At 68.0% G+C, this 22,792-nt stretch carries 20 protein-coding genes, 1 other RNA gene and 1 pseudogene; 11 read left to right on the plus strand and 11 right to left on the minus strand.

Annotated features, from left to right (window positions below):
• Nucleotides 1–130: 130 nt before the first annotated feature.
• The 3 genes and pseudogenes from YM304_RS09445 to YM304_RS09455 all read right to left on the minus strand — a co-directional run.
• Nucleotides 131–343 (minus strand): annotated as a pseudogene (locus tag YM304_RS09445) (Rdx family protein); the annotation flags it as partial.
• 140 nt (nt 344–483) lie between these two features.
• On the minus strand, nt 484–3,261 hold the full coding sequence (gene ppc / locus YM304_RS09450; protein WP_015441450.1) for a phosphoenolpyruvate carboxylase: 2,778 nt from the start codon (nt 3,259–3,261) through the stop codon (nt 484–486).
• Between the two features lie 75 nt (nt 3,262–3,336).
• Nucleotides 3,337–3,825 (minus strand): hypothetical protein, encoded by a 489-nt coding sequence (locus YM304_RS09455; protein WP_015441451.1) that lies wholly within the window; start codon nt 3,823–3,825, stop codon nt 3,337–3,339.
• Between the two features lie 53 nt (nt 3,826–3,878).
• Here YM304_RS09455 and YM304_RS09460 point away from each other — a divergent pair, with 53 nt between their 5' ends.
• Complete coding sequence (locus YM304_RS09460) at nt 3,879–5,267, plus strand: glycogen synthase (RefSeq protein WP_015441452.1); 1,389 nt, start codon at nt 3,879–3,881, stop codon at nt 5,265–5,267.
• 52 nt (nt 5,268–5,319) lie between these two features.
• On the plus strand, nt 5,320–6,558 hold the full coding sequence (gene glgC, locus YM304_RS09465) for a glucose-1-phosphate adenylyltransferase (protein ID WP_015441453.1): 1,239 nt from the start codon (nt 5,320–5,322) through the stop codon (nt 6,556–6,558).
• Here the strand turns inward: glgC and YM304_RS09470 are convergent.
• Together YM304_RS09470 and YM304_RS09475 are read right to left on the minus strand one after the other, a co-directional pair.
• On the minus strand, nt 6,543–7,310 hold the full coding sequence (locus YM304_RS09470; RefSeq protein ID WP_015441454.1) for a hypothetical protein: 768 nt from the start codon (nt 7,308–7,310) through the stop codon (nt 6,543–6,545). The genes glgC and YM304_RS09470 overlap by 16 nt on opposite strands.
• Entirely contained in the window at nt 7,310–8,272 is a 963-nt protein-coding gene (locus YM304_RS09475) for a TIGR03621 family F420-dependent LLM class oxidoreductase (protein WP_015441455.1), read from the minus strand. Before YM304_RS09475 ends, YM304_RS09470 begins: the two co-directional genes overlap by 1 nt.
• A gap of 86 nt (nt 8,273–8,358) precedes the next feature.
• Between YM304_RS09475 and YM304_RS09480 the strand changes: the two genes are divergently transcribed.
• The 4 genes from YM304_RS09480 (at nt 8,359) to YM304_RS09495 (ending at nt 12,547) form a co-directional block, all read left to right on the plus strand.
• Nucleotides 8,359–10,620, plus strand: coding sequence for a transglycosylase domain-containing protein (locus YM304_RS09480; RefSeq protein WP_015441456.1), 2,262 nt, complete (start codon nt 8,359–8,361; stop codon nt 10,618–10,620).
• A 49-nt stretch (nt 10,621–10,669) separates the two neighbouring features.
• Nucleotides 10,670–11,428, plus strand: a complete 759-nt coding sequence (locus YM304_RS09485; protein WP_015441457.1) for a zinc ribbon domain-containing protein — start codon at nt 10,670–10,672, stop codon at nt 11,426–11,428.
• A 90-nt stretch (nt 11,429–11,518) separates the two neighbouring features.
• On the plus strand, nt 11,519–11,929 hold the full coding sequence (locus tag YM304_RS09490) for a metal-dependent hydrolase (RefSeq protein WP_154723384.1): 411 nt from the start codon (nt 11,519–11,521) through the stop codon (nt 11,927–11,929).
• Nucleotides 11,930–11,977: 48 nt separating this feature from the next.
• Nucleotides 11,978–12,547, plus strand: coding sequence for a histidine phosphatase family protein (locus YM304_RS09495; protein WP_015441459.1), 570 nt, complete (start codon nt 11,978–11,980; stop codon nt 12,545–12,547).
• A 246-nt stretch (nt 12,548–12,793) separates the two neighbouring features.
• On the opposite strand, the gene YM304_RS09500 is transcribed toward YM304_RS09495, so the two are convergent.
• The 6 genes from YM304_RS09500 to YM304_RS25035 form a co-directional block, all read right to left on the minus strand.
• Nucleotides 12,794–14,017 (minus strand): HNH endonuclease signature motif containing protein, encoded by a 1,224-nt coding sequence (locus YM304_RS09500; RefSeq protein ID WP_015441460.1) that lies wholly within the window; start codon nt 14,015–14,017, stop codon nt 12,794–12,796.
• 216 nt (nt 14,018–14,233) lie between these two features.
• Nucleotides 14,234–14,603: RNase P RNA component class A (gene rnpB / locus YM304_RS23370), an RNA gene on the minus strand.
• A 69-nt stretch (nt 14,604–14,672) separates the two neighbouring features.
• On the minus strand, nt 14,673–15,500 hold the full coding sequence (locus tag YM304_RS09505; RefSeq protein ID WP_015441461.1) for a ferritin-like domain-containing protein: 828 nt from the start codon (nt 15,498–15,500) through the stop codon (nt 14,673–14,675).
• Nucleotides 15,500–16,114, minus strand: coding sequence for a ferritin-like domain-containing protein (locus YM304_RS09510; protein ID WP_015441462.1), 615 nt, complete (start codon nt 16,112–16,114; stop codon nt 15,500–15,502). Before YM304_RS09510 ends, YM304_RS09505 begins: the two co-directional genes overlap by 1 nt.
• Nucleotides 16,115–16,223: 109 nt before the next feature.
• A complete protein-coding gene (locus tag YM304_RS09515; protein WP_015441463.1) occupies nt 16,224–17,708 on the minus strand; it encodes an FGGY family carbohydrate kinase in 1,485 nt (494 codons plus the stop codon).
• On the minus strand, nt 17,705–18,157 hold the full coding sequence (locus YM304_RS25035) for a hypothetical protein (protein WP_015441464.1): 453 nt from the start codon (nt 18,155–18,157) through the stop codon (nt 17,705–17,707). The genes YM304_RS09515 and YM304_RS25035 overlap by 4 nt, the downstream gene beginning before the upstream one ends.
• A 154-nt stretch (nt 18,158–18,311) precedes the next feature.
• Between YM304_RS25035 and YM304_RS24695 the strand changes: the two genes are divergently transcribed.
• The 5 genes from YM304_RS24695 to YM304_RS09545 all read left to right on the plus strand — a co-directional run bounded on the left by YM304_RS24695 (nt 18,312) and on the right by YM304_RS09545 (nt 22,745).
• Entirely contained in the window at nt 18,312–18,752 is a 441-nt protein-coding gene (locus YM304_RS24695) for a ferritin family protein (RefSeq protein WP_015441465.1), read from the plus strand.
• Nucleotides 18,753–18,851: 99 nt separating this feature from the next.
• Entirely contained in the window at nt 18,852–20,171 is a 1,320-nt protein-coding gene (locus YM304_RS09530) for a heterodisulfide reductase-related iron-sulfur binding cluster (protein ID WP_015441466.1), read from the plus strand.
• A 306-nt stretch (nt 20,172–20,477) separates the two neighbouring features.
• Nucleotides 20,478–20,711: a WhiB family transcriptional regulator gene (locus YM304_RS09535; protein WP_051071382.1), complete on the plus strand. Its 234-nt coding sequence runs from the start codon at nt 20,478–20,480 to the stop codon at nt 20,709–20,711.
• A 127-nt stretch (nt 20,712–20,838) separates the two neighbouring features.
• The gene (gene trpD / locus YM304_RS09540) at nt 20,839–21,897 is read left to right on the plus strand and encodes an anthranilate phosphoribosyltransferase (protein ID WP_015441468.1); all 1,059 of its coding nucleotides are present in this window, start codon (nt 20,839–20,841) and stop codon (nt 21,895–21,897) included.
• Nucleotides 21,894–22,745, plus strand: coding sequence for a homoserine kinase (locus YM304_RS09545; RefSeq protein ID WP_015441469.1), 852 nt, complete (start codon nt 21,894–21,896; stop codon nt 22,743–22,745). The genes trpD and YM304_RS09545 overlap by 4 nt, the downstream gene beginning before the upstream one ends.
• Nucleotides 22,746–22,792: the final 47 nt, after the last annotated feature.

Genomic DNA, 22,792 nt, shown 5'->3' on the forward strand with positions numbered 1-22,792 from the left:
TGGCGGGACCTAATCCCGATGCTTTCAGTCGGGAATCGTAACCGTGCTCGGCTGGATGTGGCGCACGCACGTCCACAAAGTCGCGAAGTGGGGTGTCTACCTGCGCCGACGCGCTGGCCGCGGAGTGTCGTCAGGTGCCGTAGCGAGCAACGCCGTCACCGAATCGCTCGGTGAACAGGTCGAGCACCTCGCCGGGCTCGGCATGCCGGCCCGTGACCGCCTTCGAGTAGATCGTCTCGCCGTCGACCACGACGTCGAACACTCCGGCCGACCCGGTGACGAGCGTGAGCGACTCGATGACGTGCTGATAGTTCGAGAGCAGATCGTCGACCGCGCTCACGGCGCGGGACGAATAATCTCAAGGGACGCAGTAGGTGATGGAGATCACGTGCTTGTGCATGCCGCCCAGCGTACCGATCGGCCAGCGGCCGGGCAGCCAGGCAGCCAGGCAGCCGGGTCGCTTGGTGGCCAGCGGCCGGGCGGTCAGCCCGAGTTGCGGATTCCCGTGGCGATCGCGTTGATCGTGAGCTGGATGCCGCGCTGCACCAGTTCGTCGTCGTCACCGTCGCGGAAGCGCCGCAGCAGGTCGACCTGCATGACGTGCAACGGGTCGAGATACGGGTACCGGTTGCGCAGGCTGCGGGCGAGCAACGGGTTGTCGTTGAGCGGGTCGGGCGAGCCGGTGATGTGCGCGTGCCAGGTGCGCGTGGTGGCGTGCTCCTGCTCGATGCGTCCGAAGATGTCACTGCGGGTGCTGTCGTCTTCCACCAGCACGTCGGCGTAGCGGCGACCGATGTCGATGTCGGCCTTCGCCAACACCATGCCCATGTTGTCGATGATCGTTCGGAAGAATCCCCACGAGCCGTACATCTCGGTGAGGAGGTCGGCGTTCGCGTCGTCGGCTGCGGCGAACGTGTCGAACGCCGACCCGGCCCCGAACCAGGCGGGGATCATCAGACGACACTGCGTCCAGCCGAACACCCACGGAATCGCGCGGAGGTCTTCGATGGCCTGCGACTTCTTCCTCGATGCCGGTCGGCTGCCGACGTTGAGCGTCGCGATCTCGTTGGTCGGCGTGATCTGACGGAAGAACGTGACGAACCGGTCGTCGCCGTAGACGAGCCGTTGATAGGCGTCGAACGCGGTCGAGGCCATGTCGTTCATCGCAGCGACGTATCTCGGATCGGGGGCGTCGGCTGCGTCGGCCGAGCGGCACGAGGCGTGCAGGGTGGCGGCCACGAGCGTTTCGAGGTTGCGGCGGGCGAGCGCGGGCTGCGCGTACTTGGCGGCGACCATCTCGCCCTGTTCGGTGACTCTGATCGCTCGGTCGACCGAACCGGCCGGCTGAGCGAGGATGGCCTGATAGGCGGGGCCGCCACCGCGGCCGACGGTGCCGCCGCGACCGTGGAACAGTCGCAGTCGCACACCGGCGTCGTCGGCGGCAGCGAGCAGCGAGGCCTGCGCGTGGAAGAGGTTCCACTGCGACGACAGGTAGCCGCCATCCTTGTTCGAGTCGGAGTAGCCGATCATCACCTCTTGGCGATTGCCCCGCGACGCCACGAGGTCGCGGTAGGTCGGATGTTCCATGAGCGCCGTGACGGTCGCGGCCGATGCCGCGAGGTCGCCGATCGTCTCGAAGAGCGGGACGATGTCGAGTTGCGCCGAGGCCGGAGCGTCGTCGGTGGCGACCGTCATCAGACCGATTTCCTTGAGCAGGACCGCAACCTCCAGCACGTCGCTGACGGCCGTGGCCATCGAGATGACGTAGTGCGGCACCGCTCGCGCACCGAGTTCGGCCACGGCTTCGGCGGCGGCATCGAGGACGGCGAGTTCTTGTCGGGTCTGATCGGAGTAGACCGCAGTGCGGTGACGGAGCCCACGAGGGCTCGTCAGTTCGGCGCTCAGGATCTCGACCCGGGCGTCTTCGTCGAGTTCGAGGTAGTCGGGGCACACCCCGGCCTGAGCGAACAGGTCGGCCACGACCGCTTCGTGCACGGCGGAGTTCTGCCGCATGTCGAGACCGCACAGATGTGCGCCGAACGTCGCCACCGCTCGGCGGACCGGTTCGACCGATGCCTCGGCCAGGTCTCGGGCCCCGTGCGAGCGGAGCGAGGCGGCGACGACGTCGAGGTCGGCGAGCAGTTGGTCGAGCGACGGGTACGCCTCGAGCGGGACCCTCGGGGGCGGGCCGCCGAGCGCACCGGCCCCGGCGTCGAGCACGTGGTCGGCAAACGCGTACAGGCGCGCGTACATGCCGCGCAGCGCCCGCCGGTACGGCTCGTCGGCTCGGAACCGCGACTCGTCTTCGGACGCCTCGGCCAGCGCTTCGAGCTCGGGCGTCGGCGTGATGAGGCGGGCCGACATCGACAACTCGGTCGACAGCGCGTACAGCGCGTCGAGATGGTGACCGAGGGCGGTCTCGGCCTGACGCTGGATCGCGAGGCGCATCACCTCGGCGGTGACGAACGGGTTGCCGTCGCGGTCGCCACCGATCCACGAGCCCATGCTGACCACGCTCGACGCGTCGAGGTCGTCGACGCCGAGACGGTCGGCGGCGAGGCGTTCGAGATCTCGCTCGAGGGTCGGGATCGTCTCGAAAAGACTGGCGTCGTAGTACCGCAGCGCCTCGTTGATCTCGTCGGACACACGAAGCTTCGACAGCCGAAGTATCGCGGTCTGCCAGAGCGTGAGGATCTTCACGTCGAGCGCTGCTTCGATCTCGGCTCTGGCCGGATCGCTGTCGTCGAGCAGCGAACGTTCTTCGAGCAGGTCGGCGATCACGCCGAGCACGTCGAGGATGGTCTTGCGGCGCACTTCGGTCGGGTGCGCGGTGATCACCGGGCTCACCTGGAGGTCGGCGACGACCGAGGCGATGGCGTCGATCGGCGTGCCCGTCGAGGAGATCGCGTCGAGAGCTGCCTCGAGGCTGCCGGGCTGTGGGCCGCTCCCGCTTCGCCGGTGGTGACGACGACGACGCTCGACGTGGACGTCTTCGGCGGTGTTCGCCAACAGCGAGAGCCAGTCGAACGCCCGAATGACGTGGAGCTGCTGGTCGATCGGTTGCTCGCCGAGCGTTCGTTGGAGATCGTCGACCGAGCTGGTGCCGCTGCGTCGACCCTCGACGGCGATCTGGCGGACCGACTCGACGAGTTCGAACGTGTCGTCGCCCGCCTGCTCGCGCACCACGTCGCCGAGCAGCCGCCCGAGCAGACGGATGTCGTTGCCGAGTTCTTCGTATCCGGACGTGTCAGGAGTGCTCACCGTTCCAGTCAACACGATGTGAGCGGGCTCCGCGGGTGAGCGTCGTGAACTGTTCGTGACGCGGCGGTGCCCGGTTCAGCGGGGGAGTGCGAGTTCGAACGTCTGGCCGCCGTATCCGCTGATCTGATCGCGCCCTTCGATCGTGACCGTCGCGACGTCGTCGGGGATCTCGATGCCCGACTGGCTTCTCGTGAACGGCTGCTCCGACGCGTGGTCGTGCGTGAGGATGCGTTCGGCGTAGACCGTGCCGTCGGGGCCGACCACGCGCCACGCGTCGGCGTAGCGCTCGGGGCTGTCGTACGGCGCCGAGAGCGTGGCCGACACGGTCCAGGTGCCGCCGTCGAGCGTGGCCGTTGCGTCGATCACGTCGGGAAACAGTTCGTCGGCGACTGTTTCGCTCGCCTCGGTCTGCTCGGCTGGTTCGGTGGTGGGTTGCGCCGTCGGCTCGGTCGCGTCGGCTGATGACTCGGCGACGGCCGCGGTGGGCTCATCCGAGCCGCCGCAGGCGCTCAGCGCCGACAGGGCGACGACGGAGAAACAAGCGATGGCGAGGCGACGATGCACGCCGTCGACGGTAGCTGCGGAGTGAGCGCCGGATTCCGCGCCATGATGAAGACATGCGCGTCCTGTTCGCCACCGCTGAGCTGTCTCCCGTCGCAACGGTCGGCGGACTCGCCGCGGCGGCCGCAGGTCTCGGGGCCGAACTCCGCCGTTCGGGCGTCGATCTCGACCTCGTCATGCCCGACTACGGCGACATCGCGCTCGTCGACGAGACCACGGTCGAACTCGACGTTCCCGACTGGGTGGGTGCCGCGGTCGCCCGGCAAGGACGCCACCCGGCGGTCGGGCCACTCACCCTCATCGGGGTGCCGGGCATGGCTCGCCCGCATCCCTACCTGCAGCCCGACGGCGCCGGCTGGCCCGACAACGCCGAGCGGTTCTTCCGCTTCGCCCGGGCGGTCGCCGCGTACTGCGAGCGCACCCAGCCCGACGTACTGCACCTCAACGACTGGCACACGGGCGCCGCACTCGCCGCGCTCGACGATCCGCCGCCGAGCGTGGTGTCGATCCACAACCTGGCGTATCAGGGCGTCGCCGACGGAGCGTGGCTCGACCGCATCGGACTCAACGCCTCGCACTACGAGTGGTGGGGCGACACGAATCCACTGTCGGGCGCGTTGGCCCTGGCAGACCGCATCGTCGCGGTCTCCCCGAACTACTCCGGGGAGATCCAGACCGCCGCCAACGGGTTCGGTCTCGACGGCCCGCTGCGCAACCGAGCCGACGCACTCGTCGGCATCCTCAACGGCATCGACACCGACGTCTGGAACCCTGCGACCGACCCGCACATCGCGGCCAACTACGACGCCGCCACCCTCGACGCGAAGCAGGCCAGCCGTGACGCGCTCGTCGAGCGGTTCGGGTGGTCCGCCGAAGGCGGCGACGCTCCGATCGCCACCGTGGTGACCCGCCTGACCGAGCAAAAGGGCATCGACCTGCTCGTTCCGCTCATCCCGCTGCTCGATCAGATTCCCATGCGACTGGCGATCCTCGGGTCGGGCGATGCGGTGCTCGCCAGCCGCCTCGCCGAACTGGCCGCTCGCTTCCCCGACGTGTTCGCGTTCGTCGACGGCTACGACGAGACCTTGTCGCACCTGCTCTTCGCCGGCGGCGACCTCTTCCTCGTGCCGAGTCGGTTCGAACCATGCGGTCTCACGCAGATGCAGGCCATGCGATACGGCACGATCCCGGTCGTGACCGCGGTCGGCGGTCTGGTCGACACCGTGCCCGACGCCGATGCCTCGCCGACCGGTGTGGGCTTCGTCGCCGCCGAGGTCTCGTCCGAGCACCTCCTCGCGGCGCTGTTCCGAGCGGCTCGCCGGGTGACCAACAAGCGACGACGCACCGCACTGCAGAAGCGCATGATGTCGATCGACCACTCGTGGACGGCTCCAGCGGCCGAATACGCCGCGCTGTACGACGAACTCGTCGCCGAACGAGGCTGATCTCGCCGGGAGGCCTGACGTGGTCGGTGGACACGTTGTAGGTTCAGAGCCAATGGCAACCGACCCGAACGTTCTCGTCATCGTCCTCGCCGGAGGCGAGGGCAAACGCTTGCAGCCGCTCACCAACGACCGTGCCAAACCAGCGGTCCCGTTCGCCGGGACCTATCGGATGATCGACTTCGCCCTGTCGAACTTCGCCAACGCCGGTTACCTCAAGATCGTCGTCCTCACGCAGTACAAGAGCCACAGCCTCGACCGCCACATCACGCAGACCTGGCGGTTCTCGGCGATGCTCGACGACTACGTCACGCCGGTGCCGGCCCAGATGCGGCGTGGTCCGTACTGGTTCCAGGGGTCGGCCGACGCGATCTATCAGAACCTCAATCTCATCCACGACGAGAAGCCCGACATCGTCTGCGTGTTCGGCGCCGACCACATCTACCGGATGGATCCGCGCCAGATGGTCGAAGAACACCGCGAGAACGGAGCGGGCGTCACCGTCGCGGCGATCCCGGTGCCGAAGCACGAAGCGCGCGAGTTCGGCGTGATCGAATCCGACGCCGACGGCAAGATCATCGCCTTCCACGAGAAGGTCGACAATCCGCCCACCATGCCTGGCAACGACGAGATGTGTCTCGCGAGCATGGGCAACTACGTGTTCAACACCCAGACGCTCATCGACATCGTCACCCCGCAGGGGGTCGCCGACGAGAAGAGCACGCTCACCGACCTCGGCGGCGACGTCATTCCGGCGCTCACCGCGACCGGCGACGCTCGCGTCTACGACTTCTCGAAGAACGTCATCCCCGGCCAAGACGCTCGCGAGCGGGGCTACTGGCGTGACGTCGGAACGCTCGATGCGTTCTTCCACGCCAACATGGACCTCATCGCTCCGGTTCCGCACTTCAACCTCTACAACGACAAGTGGCCGGTGTTCACCACCCGCAAGGCGCTGCCGCCCGCCAAGGTGTCGCGGGGACGGGGTGGAGAGCCGGCGTTCGTCGACGGCAGCCTGCTCTGCCAGGGATCGATCATCTCCGGAGCTCACGTCGAGAACTCGATCATCGGGCCGGGCACGTACATCGATCACGACGCCCACGTCACCGAGTCGATCATCTTCCCCGGTGTACGCATCGGTGCAGGTGCTCGACTGCACCGCTGCATCGTCGACAAGAACGTCGCCGTGCCCGACTTCCGACGGATCGGACACGAAGCCGAACTCGACCGCGCCGAGTTCACGGTGAGCGATGAAGGCGTCGTCGTGCTGCCGAAGGACTACAAGTTCAGCTGACGGGCCTGCGCTGAGCGGAGGAAGTCGGCGCCGAGGATCGGTGTCGTGCCCGCGGCGAGGTCGGCGGCGAACCGACGCAACAGATCGGTGGCGCCGAATGCGTCGGCCGGGTGTCGCATCGGCGGCGGTGACACGTCGTCGCCGTTGTGCTCCACACGGGAGTCGGGGAACAGCGTGAGCGTGGCGGCATCGGTCGGCCCGGCCGCCTGCGCCTCGAAGCGGGGGAGCGCGTCGTCGACGACTTGGATCTCGACGCGATCGGGGTCGGGCCAGCGGACGATTCGTGCCACCAGCACCGCCAGGCTCGCGGCCGAGATGGTCCGCGACGGCGTGGTGGTGATCCAGACGCGATCGACCTGCCCGAACGCTTGCACGACCTGCATCCATCGCTGGACCGCCGGTGCCATCGGAATCGGGTCGCCGAGGACCCACCGTCCGCTCGCCGTCGGAAGTGCCTGGCCGTGGGCGAGGCCGTCGGGGACGAGCACGACCCCCACGCCTCGGTCGATGAGTCGGGCCGCGTCGGCCAGCCGCCGATCGGGTGGCGTGCCGACGACCGCGACGTCGGCGTCGATCGAGTCGACGACACGATCGAGGTCGACGACCTTGGCGCGGGTCTCGGCCTTGATCTCGGCGGCGTCGGCACCAGCGGCGGCGGCGACCTTCCAGTCGAGTCGATCGGCGGCCGCAGCGAACATGGCGGTGCCGGTGTCTCCGGCGACCACGAACCGAGTTCGCTTCGATCGCGCCATCAGGTGCCGGCGAGTCGGGCGACGACCGGGGCGAAGTCGTCGATCTCGTTCGCGCCCACGATCACGTAGCTGAACCCGAACTCCTCACGGCGAGCGACGAGGTCGTCGGCGATCTGCTCGGGGCTGCCGATGAGCGCGAATGGCGACTCTCGGACCATCTGCTCGTCGACGCCGATCATCTCGGCCATGGCCGCGGTCTGCGCGTCACGGTCGTCGGTGACGCTGACGAAGAACGTCCGCACGTTCATCTCGATGTGATCGAGGCGGCCGGCGGCACGAGCGGCGTCGGCGACGATGCCGACCTTTTCGATCACCGCATCGCGGGTCATCGTGGCGATCGCCTCCGGGCCGATCACCCCGGCGTGCAGCGTGCCGTTGACCCCGACGATGTCGGCCTCGCGCGCCGCGATGTCGAGCACACGGGGCCCGCCGCCACCGATGATGATCGGCGGGTGCGGTGCCTGGACCGGCTTCGGGAATCCGTTGTGCTCGCGGATCGTGTAGTGGTCGCCGTCGAACGAGAACGGCTCCTGGCCCATGAGGCCCTTGATGACGGCGAGGCCTTCGACGAAGCGGTCGATGCGCACGCCCGCCCGGTCGTACTGCATCCCGGCCTGCTCGTAGTCGGCGATCATCCAACCGGCACCGAGACCGATCTCGACACGACCGTTCGACAAGACGTCCATCGTGGCGAGTTCCTTGGCGAGGACGAGCGGATGCTTGTAGTCGTTGTCGAACACGAGCGCACCGACGCGCAGCGTGGTGGTGGCCGACAGCATGGCTTGCAATGCCGGCATGGGGGCGAACTGGTCGTCGAAGTGATCGGGCATCGTGGCGGTGCTGTAGCCGTGGCTCTCGATGCGTTTCGCCTGCTCGGTCCAGGCAACGCCGTCGGGAGCGTTCCGGAGCTGGACACCGAAGCGAAACGGCTTGATCGGGAAGGGGCTGTGTGCGTCGCTCATCGTTGCCGAACATAGCCTCCGCCGGTTCGAAACATCGGCGGGCTTGACCTCGTCGGGCCCACCGCGGCATGTAGCGTCGGGGCACTGTGCAACGTCTCGGCTGGATCCCTCGCCTCGCCCTGATCATCGCAGCCGGTGCGCTGCTGATGACCTCGGTCGTGATCGCGATCGCGCCTCGCCTGTGGGCGGTCGCCAACGCTCACTCCGAGGATCCCGTCGAGCTGCCCGAATTCGAACCGCTGGCGCAGCGCACCTACGTGTACGACACCAACGGCATCGAGATCGCGCTGTACGAGCTCGAGAACTCCCAGCCCATCGACTACGACGAGATCCCCGAGCACGTCGTGCGGGCGTTCCTCACCGTCGAAGACAAGGAGTTCTTCAACCACGACGGCGTCAACGTGCGCAGCCTCTTCCGGGCCACGCTGTCGAACTTCGCCTCCGATGCGCCGCAGCAGGGTGCATCGACCATCACGATGCAGGTGGTCAAGAACGACTTCCTCGCCGGCCTCGAACGAGACGGCCGCTACAAGCTGCTGCAGGCTCACTACGCGCGCATGCTCGAGAAGAAGATGACCGAGGAGATGGGGTCGCGCGAGCTGGGCAAGCAAGCCATCATGGAGCGCTATCTCAACACGGTGTTCTTCGGCAACAACTCCTACGGCATCCAAGCGGCTGCCGAGACCTACTACGGCAAGACGGCCGCCGAACTGACCTTCGTCGAGGCGGCGTTCCTTGCCGGTCTCGTCCGGTCGCCGTCGGGCTTCGACCCGATCAACGAACCCGAGCGCAGCCGTGCTCGCTGGTTGCAGGTGCTCGATCGGCTCGTCGACGAGGGCGTCGAGACCGAGGTTCCGGGTCAGTTCATCACCGAGGAGTTCGGCGCCGAGCTCGAAGAGAGCTTCGACATCCCGTCGCGCGTCAAGTCGATCCCGACCCGCTCCAACGAGCGCACCTACTTCACCGAAGCGCTGCGTGACTACCTGCTCAACAAGACCGACATCCTCGGTGAGACGTACGCCGAGCGCTACAACCAGCTGTTCCGCGGCGGGTTGCGGATTCACACGACGCTCGACTCCTCGATGCAACAGGCGGCCGAGATCGCTCGCCGTGACAAGCTGCCCGACACCGCCGGACAGTTCGACGCGGCGCTCGTGTCGCTCGACGTCGAGACCGGGGCGGTCCGGGCGATGGTCGGCGGTGCCGGCTTCAAGCCGAACGAGCGCGAGGTCAACATGGCGCTCAGCCCTCGCCAGACCGGCTCGAGCATCAAGTTCTTCATCCTCGCCGCGGCCGTCCAGGCCGGCGCGCAAGCGGGCGACCTCATCGACGGTCGTCGTGGCTGCCGCCTCCCGACCAACAACCCCGACGAGCCGGTGTTCCAGATCAACGGTGGCGTCTCCGGGTTCATCGGCAACCTCAACCAGATCACGGCGAGCTCCATCAACTGTGGGTTCGCTCGCCTGTCGCAGATCGTCGGCCTCAACCGCGTGGTCGACACCACGTACCGCATGGCCGAGTCCGCCTACCTCTACGCCGGGCAGCCGGCCGACGAGCGGCTTCCGATCGAGCCGTTCGCGAGTTTCGCAACGGGCGCCAACGAGATGACGCCGCTCGACATGGCGTCGGGGATCCAGACCGTGGCCAACGAGGGCGTGCACAAGGAGCCCTTCTTCGTCGAGTACATCAACAGCGCCGACGGCGAGCGTCGCTACACGCACTTCGATCCGGGTACGTCGGTGCTCGATCGTGACGCGGCGCTCGAAACGGTGCAGATCATGAAGGGCGTCATCCGCGGTGGCACCGGACGCGATGCGGCGCTCGAACTCGACCGGCCGGCGTTCGGCAAGACGGGTACCCAGCAAGACAACACCAATGCGTGGTTCGTGGGCGGTTCCAAGCAGCTCGCCACGGCGGTGTGGGTCGGCGACCCCGACGCCTACACGCCGATGGTCGGCATTCCCGAGTTCCAGCAGGTCGGCGTTCCGAAGGTGCAGGGCGGCACGTTCCCGGCCGACATCTGGAAGGCGTTCATGGACCCGGCGCACGCCGCGCTGCCCGTCGAGGACTGGGACGACCCGGCACCGCCCGAGCGGGCGAACGCGCGACTGGTGCTTCCGGGCACCGAGTGCTCGGTCACCGTCGTCGGATTCGAGCCCGTCGAGGTGGAGGTCGACCCCGATGCCGAGCCGACCACCACGGTCGAAGGCGCCGAACCGGTCGAGCCCGAGCTGGTGCCGATCACGGTCAAGGACGATCTGGGCACCACCATCCCGCCCGACATCCTCGACCCGAACCACCCGCTCCCGTCGGTGCCGGCCTCGCAGCAGGTCGATCCCTGCTTCTGATGCAACCGGCCGTCGCAGGTCGTCCGTCGACCTGGCATGATGGCGAGCGATGACGACCGATCCCGAGGCCACCGAATCGTCCGAGCCAGCAGCCGAGGTCAGCCCGGCGGAGCGCATCGCTGCGTTGCAGGCGGCCGACACCGAGATCGACCAGCTGGTCCACCGTCGTGAACGACTGCCCGAACGCGAGTCGCTCGCGACCGCGTCGGCGGCGATGAAGGCGTGGGAAGCGAAGCGTGCATCGATGCGCAACCGCCTCGACGAACTCACCGGCGTGATCGAGAAGGCCGAGAGCGAAGCCGCCGAACTCCGACAGCACAAAGAACGCCTCGAAGCCCAGATGAAGACGGTCATCGCCCCACGCGAAGCCGAGGCGCTGATGCACGAGATGTCGACGCTCGACGAGCAGCGCGATGCGGTCGAGACCGTCGAGCTCGAAGCGCTCGAGGAGCAAGCGGCGCTCGATGACGATCTCACGGTTCACCTCGGGTTGGAGGCAGCGCATCGTGACACGATGAGCCGCGCCGACGAGGTGCTCGCCGGTGTGGTGGCCGAGATCGACGCCGAGATCGCCGCCATCACGGTGCGCCGTGACGCCGCCCGCGCCGAGCTGAGCGACGGGCTGTTGGCGCGCTACGACCGGGTTCGCACCGCGTCAGGCGTCGCGGTGGCGACGCTCAGCGGGCACCGGTGCGAGGGATGCCACCTCGACCTGTCGGCCGCCGAGATCGACGATGTCAAGGACGAAGCGGCTGCGAACGGCGGCATTGCCGACTGCCCGCAGTGCGGCCGCATGCTCGTCGTCTGAGCGAGGCCTGCCGTGTTCTTCTGGTTCATCGCCACGGCCGTGTTCGCGGTCGGTTTCGTCTTCCGGGACCCGAGGTTTGACAATCGACTGTTGATCGTCGGCTCGGTGCTGCCGTTGCTCGATGGCATCTTCGGCGGCGCTCGGGCGCTGCACTCGATCACGGTGAGCATCGCGCTCCTCGTCGTGCTGATGCTGGCCACATCGGGCCGCAAACCGATCCGCAAGATGCTGCTCGGCATCCCGATCGGCATGTTCATGCACCTCGTGTTCGACGCCGCTTGGAACGACACCGACACGTTCTGGTGGCCGTTCACCGGCTTCGAGTTCGCCGACGCCGAGTTCCCGATCGCGGCCCGCGGTTGGTGGAGCGTGGTGCTCGAGGCGCTCGGAGTCGCCGGGTGCGTGTGGCTGCTTCGTCACAACCAGCTCGGCGACGCCGCTCGCCGGCGCCACTTCTTCTCGACCGGGCAGCTCTCGGCGGTGCCCGAACGCTTCGGTTGATCGGTCGTCGTTGTCGGCGCCGGCTCCTGGATATGGCACACTCGACATGTGTTGATCCTGCTGCGTCATGGGCGAACCGAAGCCAACAAGGCGGGGCTGCTCCAGGGTCGCCTCGACCAAGACCTCGACGACCTCGGCCGTCTCCAGGCCGAGCGCTCGGCAGCGAAGATCCTCGGTGATGCCGACGTCGACGCGGTGATCGCCAGCCCCCTCAAACGGGCACAGCAGACCGCTGCGGCGTTCGGCAAGCCGGTCGAGACCGACGAGCGGTGGATCGAACTCTCGTACGGCGTGTACGAAGGTGTGCCGCATGCCGACGTCCCGTCGGAGGTGTGGAACACCTGGCTGAACGACTTCGACTTCGTGCCCGATGGGGGAGAGTCGCTGTCGACGCTCGACGCTCGGGTGCGCGGCGCCTGCGACGACCTGATCGAGCGGGCCGTCGATCAGAACATCGTGGTGGTGAGCCACGTGTCGCCGATGAAGTCGGCCGTCGGTTGGGCGCTCGGCACCGACATCGGCATCTCGTGGAACTGCCATCTCGACCACGCCAGCATCTGCACCATCGGGTTCCGCGGTCGACGCCCGATCCTGCAGACCTTCAACCACACCGCCTGACGCTGTCCGGGGCTGCCAGCCCGGCGCTGCAGGGCTCGTTCCCTTCGAAAACCGCGTCGTACGTCAGAACACCGTTCCGTACCCAGGGTGAGCCAGTTCGGTGCCCTGGCGATTCGGAGTCGAGTCGAGGGTGACGAGGCCACGTCGCTGGCACGCGAACACAGCGAGATGCGCGCATCTCTCGATGCTTGATCACATCTCATCTGCACCTCACAACCTGCGCCTGCTTGCCCGACCCGTGGTGGATCAGGCGGCGGTTTGTCGGCCTGGCGGGCCGGTTGTCTGGATCCGGCCGTCGGGGAGGGTGAGTGTGAGTTCGCGGTTCGGTCCGAGTTCGACGATCCAGTCGTTGTTGTGGATCTTGGTGTGGTGGACGGCGCAGACGGGAAGCAGGTTGTCGAGGTCGGTGCGGCCGCCGTTGCGCCACCACACGATGTGGTGGAGTTTGCAGCGGTCGTAGCTCGTGGCGCAGCCGGGTATCGCACAACCCGAGTACAGCGCTCGCAGCGCCCGTCGTTGCGCTCGGTTGGCGAGACGGGTGGATCTGCCGAGGTCGAGGCGACCGGGTGCGTGGATGACCACGCCGTTGCGGACGACGATGCCGGTGACGTCGGCCGCTCCGGCGAGTTCGGCGAGCACCCGCGGCGGGAGTTCGACCGGAATCGCGAATTCCACGGCTGGCCCGTTACCTGCTGGTGGGGCGTCGGCGTCGATGACGGCCACGTACCCGGGGCGACCGCTCCCGGCGGGGCTGCCCTTGCCGTCGAGGAGGTGTGCGAGTGTGTGGGCGGCGAGGAACTTGTTCTTCTCGACCGGGTCGGTCGGGCAGTGCTCTGGCACCCGCTCAGCGAACAAGGATTGGGTGGCGGTGTCGAGTTTGGCGGCGAGCGACACTCCGGTGACGGGGTCGAATCGGCCGCGGATGTTCCACATGCCGTCGAGGTCGACCCACGTCGACAGTCGAGTGTTCTTCTTCTGGCGGGCGAGGCGATCGTCGCCGTCGTCGGATTGGAGTTTCTTGATCTCGAGATCGAGGCGCTTGCCGAACTGTTCGATCGTGCCGTGCTCGGCAACCCCCGCGAGCTGATCAGCACGGTCCAGGAACTCGGCGCGCTGCTCGTCGTCGTCGAGCCGCTTCGACCCACGCGTGACCGCATCGACATGACCGGCGGTGATCGCACCCTCGGCGAGCGAGTCGGCAAGCGTGGGTGTGGCGGCCAAGGTGTCGGATCGCTCTTTGGTCTTGGTGGCAGCACCGACCGAACATCGATTGGTGTCGGCAATAGTCGCCTCGGGAAACGAATCGACCCGTGACAGTTGGGCGACCAGACGCGCCTCGTGCGCATCAGCCCATGCCCGAATCGAACGCACATCGACCAACGCCGCAGCCACCTGCACGCGCTCGGCATTTGCATGAGCGAGCACCGCGGCCACGTTTGCCACCCGCTTGCCGATCACCACCGAACTCATGTTCTCAACGTACGCGATGGGTGTATCAGAGTTGAGAAACGGGCATCTACCTGCGGTGATGACGAACTCGCCGGAAGAACAGGTGACCCCGGCGCTGCTACAACAGCCCGGGGTCTGGCCGGAAGCCCGTGGAGGCCGCCGACACGCTCACCGTACCGGCTCGGCTGAGCGTTGCGACCGGACGCTTTGTCAGAGACAAACCGTCCGGTGAGTGCAATGGCGAGGTGGCCTGTAAGCGGGGTTCTGTAGGTGTCGGACCGAAGTCCGGCGCCCGGTGGCCATCCATCTGTGCGGTCTACCCGGAAGAAACGGACGGGCCGCCCATCTTCCTGCTCGACCTTGCTCCGAGTGGGGTTTACCGAGCCGACGCCGTCACCGACGCCGCTGGTGCGCTCTTACCGCACCGTTTCAGCCTTGCCTGTGAACCGTTCACCTCGAAAGGCGAACGATTCCATCGGCGGTCTCTCTCTGTTGCACGTCCGTCAGGTCGCCCCGACCTGGCTCGCGCCAGCACTCTGCCCGGTGGAGCCCCGACTTTCCTCGACACGTCGACGAACCGTCGTGCCGCGACCACCCGGTCACCTCACCATTGCAGCCCGGAGCGTACCGGCAGCGCTGTGCAAGTCAGGCCGGGTCAGACCAAGTCAGGAGCGGATCAGGCGGAGCAGGAGAGTTCGTTGTAGACGAAGCTGTTGTCGGCCGGCGTCTGGAACACATAGCTCGTGCGAACGCCGTTCGCGTCGGCAGGCCCGGCCTTGATCTCGACCTGCGAGGTCTGCGCGAACGTCGACGGCACCGCGAACTGACGGATCTGGCCGTTGACGTCGGGAGCGACGTCTTCGCCGACGAGCGCCGGCGAGATGTAGGCGTCGGGGCCGTCGGCGGCGATGGCGAGCACAGCGGCGTGGCGTGCTTCGAGCGCAGCGGCCTCGGCGTGCGCGACACGGGCCTCGACCGACTCGGCCGACGATGCCAACTCCTGATGCGACGCAGCAGCGAAGCTCTCGAGTGCCGTGGCGATGGCCAGGACGTCGGCGGTCACGAGGGCCGGATCGTCGTGCGCTCCGAGCGCCTCGACGAGCGGAGCGACGAGACGCTCCATGAACCAGTCGTTCGGGCAGTCCCAGGCTTCGCCGCCCGCGGCTTCGGTGAGCGAGACCATCTCGGCGGCCGTGGCCTGGTGGTCTTCGATCAAGCGCTCGACGGTGGGTCGAAGGGCGTCGGGCAGCGCACCGTCGAGACCGAGGACGGTCTCGAACACGGCGACCGCGGTGTATTCGAGCGACGACGCGGTGCGGAGGAGCACGGCTTCGTCGACTGCGAGGTCGGGGAGCGGTTCGACGACCGGAGCGTTGCCGACTCGGCCCGCTTCGTCGCTGCCACCGACGTTCTCGCCGCACGCGGCGACGAGCGCGCCGAGCGACACGGCGAGTCCGCCGAACTTGAGTGCATCGCGGCGGGTCGTGGGGGTCGAGATGTGCATCAGGCGTCGCCTCCGAGTGCGAGAGCGGGCTGGTCGTTGCCGAACAGCGTGTCGAGGTCGTCGACGCCGAGCACGGCGGCGAGCACCGTCGCATGACGTGCTTCGGTGACCAGGATCGACGTGGTCAGGGTGATCGCATCGGCGCTCTCGTACTCGCCGAGCAGCGCGGTGTGCGTGGCCACGGCGGTCTGCTCGAGGCCGTGCGCCGCAGCAGCGAAGTCGCTCCCGGCGAAGTCGGCGGCCAGAGCGTCGAAGACCTCGGCGTTGCGCTTGTCGTCGCTGGCCGACAGACCGGTGGCACCGGCGATGGCCTGTGCGTACGCCTCGTGGTTCTCGGCCATGATGCTCACAGCGGAGGCGAGATCGCCCGACGGGTTGGCGGCGACCTGTGACCGGTACAGGTCACGAGCGGTGAGCTCGAGGCCCAGTGCCTCGGCGAGCAGCGCCATGTCGGCATCGGTCGGCTGGTTGGCCTGGTCGGAAGCGGCCAGAGTGGTCTGAGCGGAGAGCATTGCAGCTGCGGCACCGGCGAGTCCGGCAACGCCTGCCATGCCGATCAGGTTGCGTCGCCCGATGGCCGCGTTGGCGGCAGGCTCAGCGATTTCGAGATCCACGTGGGAGGGTCCTTTCGAGGTCATGCGACTGACAGCCTTCCCCCTGGGGAGGCTGTCGACCAATTCTAGGGTGAACGATGGTCGGATCAGGGGATTCATCCAAGGGGAATCAGAACTCCAACGCCGAGAGTTCCGGATGCCACTCGCCGGCCCGTTCGAGGGCATCGCCCCAGCGTGAGCGCAGTGCCGCGCGGTCGACGGTGGGGGCGGGAGCGACGGTGTGTGCCGGGTTCCACAGTGATTCGATGTCGGAGACGTCGGTCCAGGTGCCGATGGCGAGCCCGGCGAGGAATGCCGCTCCGACGGTCGTGGCGTCGGACACTGGCGACACTTCGACCTGCCTGCCGGTCACGTCGGCGAGGGTCTGGACGAGGGTCGGATTGGCCGACATGCCGCCGTCGATCCGCAGTGTGTCGACCTCGACGCCGGTGTCGGAGGTGGCGGCGTCGAGCAGGTCGGCGCTGCGCTGAGCGATGCCGTCGAGCACGGCCCGCACGATGTGCGACCGCTCGGTCCCTCGCGTGAGGCCGAGCAGTGTTCCGCGTGCGCCGTAGTCCCACCGGGGCGTGCCCAGCCCGAGCAGCGCCGGGACGTAGACGACGCCGCCGGCATCGGCGCAACCCGATGCCACGTCGTGACTCTCGGCGGGAGTGTCGATGAGCCGGAGGTCGTCGCGGAGCCACTCGATGTTGGTGCCCGCCGACAGCATGATCCCCTCGGCGCCCCACGAGAGCGCGCCGTCGAGTTGCCACGTGGGCAGGGCGTAGGTTCCGGCGTCGTTGCGGGCGATCTCGGTGGGAGCTGGGGCGCCGGTGAACATGTCGAGCATGCCGCCGGTGCCGAGCGTCAACTTGGCCAGCCCGGCACGAGTGCACGCCTGCCCGATCAACGAACCCTGCTGGTCGCCGACGAGCGCCGCGATCGGCGGTGAACCGGGAAGCGCGGCCGCCGCGGCGATCACACCGGAGGAGTCGACCACCTGAGGGAGCACGCTGTGCGGGATGCCGAACGCGTCGAGGCGATCATCGGCCCACGACGACCCGTCGGCCGTGCGCATGCCGGTGGTGGTGGTCGACATGTTGGTCCCGTCCGACACGTGCACGGCACCGTCGGTCAGGACCCACGCGATCCAACTGTCGACCGTGCCGAATGCGAGATCGGTCGGGGCGGAGTCGCCGAGCCCGCCGAGAATCGACGCCAGTTTGGTGATCGACTGGTTCGGAGCGATGTTCCAGCCGCGTTCGGCCTTGGCCGTGATGCACTCGGTGATCGTGCGCAGATCCTGCCACCCCAACCCCATCGCGACGGGCTCGCCGCTCGCTCGGTCCCACACCACGGTCGACGCGCGCTGACACGTGATGCCCACGGCGTCGACGGGTCGGTCGAGACGTCCCAGCACGCTGTGCGCCGCTTCGAGCACCTTGTCGGCCATCAGCCGAGCGTCGAACTCGACGAGGCCGTCGAACGGAACCGACGGCGGATTGGGCCGGTACTCGATGTCGACGATGCGCAGTTGCTCGTCGACCACCGCGGCGCGCAGCCCCGTGGTGCCGACGTCGATCACGAGGATCCGGGCGGCCGATGGCGTCGTCATCGGCGTGACGACGGCACCACGCCGCGCATCTGCAGTCGGTTGCCCAGAAACCCACCGATGATGCCGCACAGCAGCACCACCGAGAAGGTGAAGAAGATGCCGAACCACGGCACCTCGGTGCCGCGTGCGAGTCGGACGACGACGAACACGACCTCGACGACCAGAAACGTGGCGGCGGCGGTGACCACCGCATGACTCAGCGGCGTACCGGTGCGCTGTACCCATGCTGCGCATCCGGCGCCGACCACGAAGAAGAACAGGAAGATCACGAAGAACAGACCGTTGAGTCCGCCGCTGTCGCTCCCGACGACCGCGGCCAACACGCGGAACGGCACCGCGAGGGTGACGCACACCATCGCCCCGGCGCGCAGCGCGTCGAGATCCCACCGTCCGGGCATCACCGATCGGATCGTGTCGAGGCGCTCGGACTCGGCGTTGGGGTCGTCCACGCCCCGATCGTGTCACCCCGAGACCGCCGGAGCGAACTTTCTCGTCGAACTCTCGAACTTTCACGTCGATCCGGCGTGTCACCCGAACGCGACGCGGGCCACTGCGGCGCCGAGCCGGTCGGAGCCTGACGGAATCCGGCAGACTCGACACCAGATGAGTTCCCCCGCGTCACGCCCTCCGAATCTCCCGCTGTCCGACTCGCGCACTCATGGCCACCTCACCGATGCGCTCGCCTCCGCCGGAGTCACCGCACTCCGGCTGCTCTGGTTCGCGCAGCAGGCCGACGTCGAGGGGCGACCCGCCGACGCGCGTCGTTTCCGCTCCACTGCCGACGACGTCACCAGCAATGCGTTCGGACTCCTCGAACATCTCGCCGACGTGGGCGACCCGCTCACCGGGCTCCCGATCGACGACACCGACGAACACCTCGCGGCCGGTGTCGCCGGCGAACGACTCGCCGGCGACGCGCTCGCCGCCGCTGCCTCCACCGCGCGAGACGAGGGATTCGCCGACGTCGCGGACTGGTTCGTCACGCTCTCGGAGGCCGCCGAGCGCCACGCGAGCAAGCTGTCGAGCCCGAACAACGGTTCGTGACGAAGAAGTTGCCGATTTCGCGGTGATCCGGCCGTGATCCGGTGACACTCGGGGCATCGCTGCCGTACGCTGATCGCCAGTGCCACCAGCGAGTATCCGATGACCCCGGTCGACGACCCGAACCACGACCTGTACCTCGACGAGGCCGCGACGCGTAGCGAGATGGCGCGGGTCTTCGACGTGTGCAACAGCTGTCGCCGGTGCGTCGACCTGTGTTCGTCGTTCCCGACGCTGTTCGAGATGCTCGACCGCTTCGACGACCACGCGGCCGGCAACATGACGCCCGCCCAGCAGGACGCGGTGGTCGACGCCTGCTTCCAGTGCACGCTGTGCTCGGTGGGCTGCCCGCACGGTCCCGGCACCGACGACGCCGTCGACATGCCGCGGCTGATGCTCCGTGCCACGGCCATGCAACTCGACAACGGGCACCGAGGCACCCGAGACAAGATCACCGCACAGTTCCTCGGGCGCGCCGACCTCGTGGGTCGGCTCAACACCCGCACCGCTGCGGCGGCCAACAAGGTCGTCGAAGCCCCTGCCGGCTCGTGGCTCCGCAGACTGCACTCCCGCCTCACCGGCATCACGGCGACCCGACGGCTCCCGACCTACGCCACCGAGCGCTTCAGCACCTGGTTCGCTCGCCGGCCGCGCATCACGATGCAGAAGAAGCAGGCCTCGGTCACGCTGTTCCCGACCTGCCTCGTGGAGTACCAGGCGACCGACGTCGGCAAGGATCTCGTCAAGGTGTACGAGCGCAACGGCATCGAATGCGGTGTGTCGAACGCCAAGTGCTGCGGAGCCCCGTGGCTCCACGCCGGCGAGGTCGACCGCTTCGCCAAGTTGGCAGCGCACAACGTCGCCACCCTCGCCGACGAGGTCCGCTCGGGCACCCCGATCGTGGTGCCGCAGCCGACGTGCAGCCACGTCGTCAAACACCACTACGCCGAGCACGTGCCGGAGTCGTCACGCGCCGACGCCGAACTCGTCGCGGCGCACACCTACGACGCCGCCGAGTACCTGATGATGTTGCACCGCGGCGACGACTACGTGCTCGACACCGATTTCACCGGTTCCGTCCCGCGGACGATCACGTATCACGCTCCGAGTCACCTCCGCTCGCAGGAGACGGGTCTCACGAGTCGCGACCTCATGCGGCTCACCGGGGCGCGCATCGCAGTCATCCAGCAGAGCGCCGGAATCGAGAGCCTGTGGGGGTATCGGGCCGCCGACGACACCATCGCGAGCGATCAGGCGCGACGGTTCATCAGCGCCGTCGAACGAGTGCACGCGCAACAGTCGGGCGCGGTCGCCGGTGACTGCCATCTCGCCAACACGGTGATCGCCGAACACACCGAGCTCGTCGCCGTGCACCCGATTCAGATCATCGCTCGCGCGTACGGCATCCCCGGCTCCTCCTGATCGCGCCGGACGTCGTGATCGGTGCGGCGTCGCCGCGTCGGCTGACGGGAGCGAACGGGTCGAGCGGAGCGGCCGCACGGCGCCGACATCCGACGCCCTCAGGGCCATCTCGGGCGGTCGGCCCAGCTCAGCGCGGTCGGTGCGACGCCCCGACAAGTGCCGGACTGTCGTCAGAATGTCTCAAAGTTTCCTCTGGCGCGCGGGCGAATCGCGATCTATGGTCGCGTTTCATCAAGGCGAGCAGGGGGTGCTCGCCACCTACAGCCAGATGACCAATGGGGGTCTTGGAACGTGTCGCTACAACAGGTGGACGAAGCGAAGTGGTTCGATCTCGGTGCTTGCCGAGGTCTCGAAGCGGCGATCTTCTATCCAGATGACGAAGAGAGTGCAGTCTCGGCGAAAGCCGTCTGCGAATCCTGCCACGTGAAGGTGTCGTGTCTCGAGCACGCGCTCGCCAACCGGGAGAAGGCCGGCGTGTGGGGCGGCGCCACCGAGCGCGACCGCCGACGCATCGTGCGCCAGCGCCGCAAGTCGGCCTAGCCAGTCACCGGCCGTCGAACCGCTCGTTCGCCCGGCCGTCGAGATCAGCACTGCCCGCGAACTTGCCCATCGTCGCGCCCGAATCGATGCACCGGGGCTCCGCTCCGGCGGCCTACCATCTGCCCGTATGTCTGCACTCGAGAAACATGGTGGCTGGCCGCGGTTGATCGGTGACCTGCTCGCCGGAAACGACCTGAGTGCCGATGCTGCGGGTGCGGCGATGACCGAGATCCTGTCGGGATCGGCGACCCCGGCACAGATCGCCGGATTCGTGGTCGCGCTGCGCGCGAAGGGCGAGTCGAGTGACGAACTGGCAGCGATGCTGCGCGTCGCACTCGTCGCCGGTGCGGCCGTGCCGCTCACCGAAGCCGAACGCGCCGACGCCATCGACGTGGTCGGCACTGGTGGCGACGGATCGCATTCGATCAACGTGTCGACCATGGCGGCCATCGTCGCCGCCGGCGCCGGCGTGCCGGTGTGCAAACACGGCAATCGTTCGGCGTCGTCGAAGTGCGGCACGGCCGACGTGCTCGAGTTGCTCGGCGTCGCCATCGAGCAGACCCCCGACGGCGTGGCCGCGTGCCTGCGCGAAGCCGGCATCGCGTTCTGCATGGCGCCGATGTTCCATCCGGCATTCCGTTTCGCCGGCCCACCGCGCCGTGAGATGGGCGTGCCGACCGTCTTCAACCTGCTCGGCCCGATGGCCAACCCGGGCCGCGTCAAGCGGCAGTTGATCGGCGTCGCCGACCCGGCGTTCGCCCGACCGATGATCGAAGCGCTGCGCACACAGGGCCTCACCTCGGCCTGGGTCGTGCACGGCGACGGACTCGACGAACTCACGACCGCCGGCACCTCCGACGTACTCGAACTGAGCGGCGGCGAGATCTCGTCGTTCACCGTCGACCCGTCGGCGCTCGGCCTGGCCCCGGCCACCGCTCGTGATCTGCGTGGCGGCGAACCCGAGGAGAACGCCGAGGCGGTGCGCCGCGTGCTCGCCGGTGACGCCGGTCCGCACCGCGACGTCGTCCTCCTCAACGCAGCGGCAGCGCTCGTCGTGGCGGGCCGCGCCGACGATCTCGTCGCCGGACTCGACCAAGCTGCAGCAGCGATCGACAGCGGAGCGGCGCAGCGGTCGCTCGACGCATTCGTCACCGTGTCGCAGGCACAACCGCAGGCGGCGAGTTGACCACCTCCGGTCTCACGGTCAGGGCCCCGGCGTCGTCGGCCAACCTCGGCGCCGGGTTCGACATCTTCGGCATGGCCGTCGGTCTCCATGCCGACATCGGCACGGGGGACGCTCCCGACGGAGCGCAGCAGATCGACGAGCACCATCCCGCCCGTGAGGCCTTCGCGCTGCTCGGCGGCACCGGGCCGATCTGGCTGCGTTGCAACATTCCGATGGCACGCGGTCTCGGGTTCAGTGGTGCGGTCCGTGTGGCGGGTGCCGCGCTCGCGGTGTGCCAACTCGCAGCCGACCCGACCCAGGCCGTCGCCGAACGCTCGAACGACATCCTCGACGTCACGACCCGACTCGAAGGCCACGGTGACAACGTCGCCGCCTCGCTGTTCGGTGGCGTCACCGCCTACGTCGACCCCGAAGCACGGCCGTTCGCCGTCGGGCCGGTCCTCGGGTCCGCCCGGTTCGTGGCCTGGATCCCCGACGTGACGACCTCGACCGACAAGTCACGCAAGACGCTCGCGCCGATGGTCGATCGGGCCTCGGCGGTGTTCAACATCGGACGGGCCGTCCAGTTCGCGCTCGCCTTCGCGCACGACGACCCGGCGATGCTCGTCGACGCCACCGCTGATCGCCTGCACCAATCGGCGCGACTCCCGCTCGTCCCCGGCGCCGCCGAGGCCATCGCAACCGGTGTCGCAGCGGGAGCCTGGTGTGCGTGGCTCTCCGGAAGCGGGCCGACGGTCGGGATGCTGGCCGGCCCCGAGGTCGCCGACGAGGTGGCTGCCAGCCTTCCCGACGGCGGCCACACCAAGGTGCTCCCCATCGACCCGAACGGCGCCCACCTCCTCACCTGACGGACGCTTTGTCTCAGAGACAAACCGTCCGCCCGGTTTGTCTCTGA

This window comes from Ilumatobacter coccineus YM16-304, assembly GCF_000348785.1.
Taxonomy (GTDB): Bacteria; Actinomycetota; Acidimicrobiia; order Acidimicrobiales; family Ilumatobacteraceae; genus Ilumatobacter_A; species Ilumatobacter_A coccineus.